The organism is Fulvivirga kasyanovii (assembly GCF_009711405.1).
GTDB lineage: Bacteria > Bacteroidota > Bacteroidia > Cytophagales > Cyclobacteriaceae > Fulvivirga > Fulvivirga kasyanovii.
This window is the reverse complement of sequence record NZ_SMLW01000273.1, coordinates 1-3,823: the sequence shown is the minus strand read 5'-3', so window position 1 is coordinate 3,823 and position 3,823 is coordinate 1. Positions and strand designations below refer to the sequence as shown.

General features: G+C 37.2%; 4 protein-coding genes. 3 read left to right on the top strand and 1 reads right to left on the bottom strand.

What is annotated here, in order from left to right; translation table 11 throughout:
• The first annotated feature begins 1,167 nt into the window (after nt 1-1,167).
• A complete protein-coding gene (locus tag E1163_RS01835) occupies nt 1,168-2,373 on the top strand; it encodes a tetratricopeptide repeat protein (RefSeq protein ID WP_185155918.1) in 1,206 nt (401 codons plus the stop codon).
• A 13-nt stretch (nt 2,374-2,386) separates the two neighbouring features.
• On the opposite strand, the gene E1163_RS01830 is transcribed toward E1163_RS01835, so the two are convergent.
• Nucleotides 2,387-2,788, bottom strand: coding sequence for a helix-turn-helix domain-containing protein (locus E1163_RS01830; RefSeq protein ID WP_155168871.1), 402 nt, complete (start codon nt 2,786-2,788; stop codon nt 2,387-2,389).
• Between the two features lie 253 nt (nt 2,789-3,041).
• On the opposite strand from E1163_RS01830, the gene E1163_RS01825 reads away from it, so the two are divergent.
• Complete coding sequence (locus E1163_RS01825; RefSeq protein WP_155168869.1) at nt 3,042-3,251, top strand: hypothetical protein; 210 nt, start codon at nt 3,042-3,044, stop codon at nt 3,249-3,251.
• 17 nt (nt 3,252-3,268) lie between these two features.
• Nucleotides 3,269-3,520 (top strand): helix-turn-helix domain-containing protein, encoded by a 252-nt coding sequence (locus E1163_RS01820; protein WP_155168868.1) that lies wholly within the window; start codon nt 3,269-3,271, stop codon nt 3,518-3,520.
• Nucleotides 3,521-3,823 lie beyond the last annotated feature (303 nt).

Here is a 3,823-nt window from a genome sequence, read left to right as displayed (position 1 = left end):
TTGGTCCACCTCCTTCAATTTGTAGTGTCTCCGGCATACCTAACTCTTGTACATCAAACTCATTTAAATCTAAATTTTTCATTATTCTAATTGTTTAAAAGATAGTGAAGGACATATCTTAATCGAGCTACGTCCATTACCCGGATTCCGGTGGCCACCTAAAAATCAATGGCAATTAAACCCTAAATTGATCATCAATCAAAATTATGTGTATTGTTGAAGTGATTAAACATGTACGAAATACCGAATTAATATTCTATATGAATTTATTGAGTTTATCTTTTGCTCCGGATAATACATGCAGGTCAATTGCACAGTGCCCTTAGTGCCCCGGAAAGCCGGATTAGAGAGTGATAATAGTAAAATTAATGTCTATATGGTACATAAGAAACTTTATTTATAAATTTAAAATTTAATAATAATTTTATATATTGATTTTAATTGAATTGATCTGACGTGTTAGTCTGATGTCTTTCATAACCTTGAAGGAGCTTTTCAATTGTACTTTTATAAGAATCAGTCTTTTATAGTTAGAATTGTGTCAAACGGTTTGTCGCTTAAACTTTATACTATAAATCTAATGATTTAACCTCAAAAGTGACCTGCGCTGCCTTGCAGCTTCATGTAATGAAACCAACTTAAATAGCACAGTAGTGGGTTAAAAAATAAACTTTAGGGAGTCGCCTTACATGCAATTTTTTTGGGCCGGATTGCCAATCTTTTACTTTTACCCAAACTAAGCTGAAATTAGATATTAATAAACCGGTATATATGTCAGGTGTGATGTAATGCAAATAACTGTACGGTGTTGGTGGATGTAAATTCCTGATTTACAACTATTTATTAAAAGAAAATTAAAACAACACTGTGATGAAGAAAATGTTGGCTGTCTCTATTTGTCTTGTGGGTTTATTGCTGGCTACTTCCTGTAATACTCCCTAATGAAGGCGTTTTTCATAATAAGATCGGTAACGACGCTCAGGATCTTGAAACGGTTGATGGGAATGACGATGGGAAGGGAATGAAGACCCACCTCGGGAAGGCAATTAAGCTACAACATCTATAAAACCATTTTCATGTAAGGTTTAAGAGTAAAAAGAGGGAATAGGCTTTCCCTTTTTTATTTGCTTTACACATCGCCCCCATTTTGACCTTAAACCAATGAAAATGACCCGAAACATTTCTTTTCTGATATTGTATTTTATCCTTAATTGTTGCTATGCTCAAGACCTTGATCAGCTTTATAAAGAAGCTGTAGAGTTATCGGATTTGGAGCTTGCTTCGAAGGTAAATATCCTGGCTTTACAGCAGGAAAATGAGCAAGTGGTGGCAAATTCGTATTATCTTATTGCCTACCTTCAAAAAAAGGAAGACGATTTCTTTAATGCGGTTATCAACTACATGGAGGCGGCAAAGCACTATCGAGAAATGGGTGACTTCAATAATTTAGCTGGGGTCGTTGAGAATTTGGGTAATATATATAAGGAAAGCGGTTTTAAAAGCGCCGGATTAAAATATTTTTATGATGCACTACACTTAAAAGAGCAGGAACAGGATACTCTTGGACTTATGCATACTCATTATAATATAGGGCAACTATTTGTTGATATTGATGAATCGGATAGTGCTTTAATGAATTATCGTAAAGCTTTAGGTATAGCAAAAAAGTTGCGAAGTAATTTTGTGGGACGAATTTACAATGATATGGGAATCTGTCATAGCTCAATTGAAAACTATGATGTGGCTAGGAAATATTATGATTCGGTGGATATATCAGATGCAAGTATAGTTACTCGTGCCAGAATCTTAAATAATAGGGGTTATTCCTATTTGCGTCAAAAAGATACTCTTCAAGCTTCTAAGTATTTTAAAGAGGTCTTAGAACTTGATTTAAATGAGGTGGAGGATAGAACGCTTTCATATGTCTATGGAAATTTGGGTAACACTCAAAAATCACCTGGTTTGATGATCAAATATTATGAAGCCAGCTTTTCATATTTGGAAGATAAAGCAATGACAATGTCATCAAAGTATTACTCTACATGCAAAGAATTAGAAAAACTGTATCGGGTGACAGGAGAAGAGCAATGTGCCTTGTACTATGACCATCTTCAGGATATCTTTACTGAAGAGTTAATTGAGCTTCAAGACAAGTTGCAATCAGAAAATCTCCAATATCAAGTTGAAGCTGCAACATGGAAATTGGAAAGTGAATTACGGATGCGGGATCAGATTTTATTATATGTAGTAGCAGCACTATTGCTTGCCTTAATCGGGGTGGTGATTTTTTACAGACGTACCTACGAGGCAAGAAAAAAGGAGGGCAGCATTCTTATCCAGGCCAGAGAGTTGAAAGAAAAGCTCAGCTCATAGGAGTGTATTGATTTTAATCTTTATTTCCCTTCAGTTGGCCCATCAGCTTATCAACGAATGACTCCGATGCCTCAACTTTGCCGGTAAGCCGCTGTATTTCTGCTTCCTGGGCGCCAACGGTTTTTCTCAGTTTTTCCACTTCCGCAGTCAGCTCTTCGTTGTGCCGGGCTACCTGCTCTGCATCAGAAGCTTCCATGCCGAAGAGTTCGAGAATATTCATTTCCAGCAAATAGGCCAATGCAGGTACGATGTCGGCAGGGGGTATGGATACACCCTTCTCCCAGGAGTACAGCGCCTGTGTGCCGTATTTGGTGCCCAGCAGATCATTAAGTTTTTCTATAAACTCCTTACGGTTTAGCCTGAGCTTATCGCGGTGAAAAGCAATTTTCTCTCCTGAAAATTTTTTCTTATCCAATTTTTAAGTTTATTTATAATATTAAAAATTAATATCAAATTTTAATGTTATAGTCATGAGGTCAATATATCAAAAAAAGATGCAATATCCATGCAGTTTGTTTGCATGGTCTTGTATTGCTTCTTCAACCGTAATGAGCAGTAAAAGGTTTAAAACCTCCCGTTTGGAGGGTATATGCTTTCAATTATGAGCCCCGTTAACATACGCAAATTATGAAATTATTTGTCATTCATTTGATAACGACACCAAATAGATGAAGAGCGAAGAAGTGTTGATCAGGGAAGTAAACCATCTGCTGCTATTAAAAATCCGGTTTGACAAACGGTTTGAGGCACTAAGTGAGGTGGTAACCTTGGAGCGATGGGAGAAGGAGGAGCAGTTGCACGCCTCAGTGAGCAATGGCATTGCACTGGTTCGCAAAATGGAGAAAGCGTTAGTAGAAATAAACAAGATAATAAATTAGATAATCAATTTACCGGAATGAACTTTCTGAGCCGTATTGAGCGCATAGATGAACTTATAAGAAGCGGGGCAACAGGCAATGCCGCTGCCCTGGCAAGCAGGCTAAATGTCTCTAAACGTACCGTATTCAATGACCTGAAATGGATGAGGGAAAAGGGAGCGCCCATATTTTACTCCACACATTATAATGGCTACCGATATGGGAAGGAGGTGGTGTTTGTGGTAGCTTTTGTAAGCCCGGACATCAGAAATGTTATGGAGTATATGTAGATGAAAAGTTGCGTCTCCCCGGAAATTTCCATCTGGTACTTACTTTATCCGGGGTGTCATTTGTGACGGATGAATATTACTGATGCCGTATAGTCATTATCTGCAAGCCCGATTATACGGTTAATTTCAGCATTTAGCCCAACAACTCTTCATGCATACTTCCTTTTGTAATAAAGATTTTGTTTTTATCTTTAACAGATGCTTATGGGCGGTAAAAGTAGACGATCGGCTGATTAAAACCATTGAAACTGCCTTAGATTGAAGAAGTTGGTTATATTAAAATTTCTATAAATTTATTTCACA

What these genes read in the sequence shown, in the direction of transcription:
- E1163_RS01835 (WP_185155918.1), top strand. Translation starts at nt 1,168, where the DNA reads ATGACCCGAAACATTTCTTTTCTGATATTGTATTTTATCCTTAATTGT.
- E1163_RS01825 (WP_155168869.1), top strand. Translation starts at nt 3,042, where the DNA reads ATGAAGAGCGAAGAAGTGTTGATCAGGGAAGTAAACCATCTGCTGCTA.
- E1163_RS01820 (WP_155168868.1), top strand. Translation starts at nt 3,269, where the DNA reads ATGAACTTTCTGAGCCGTATTGAGCGCATAGATGAACTTATAAGAAGC.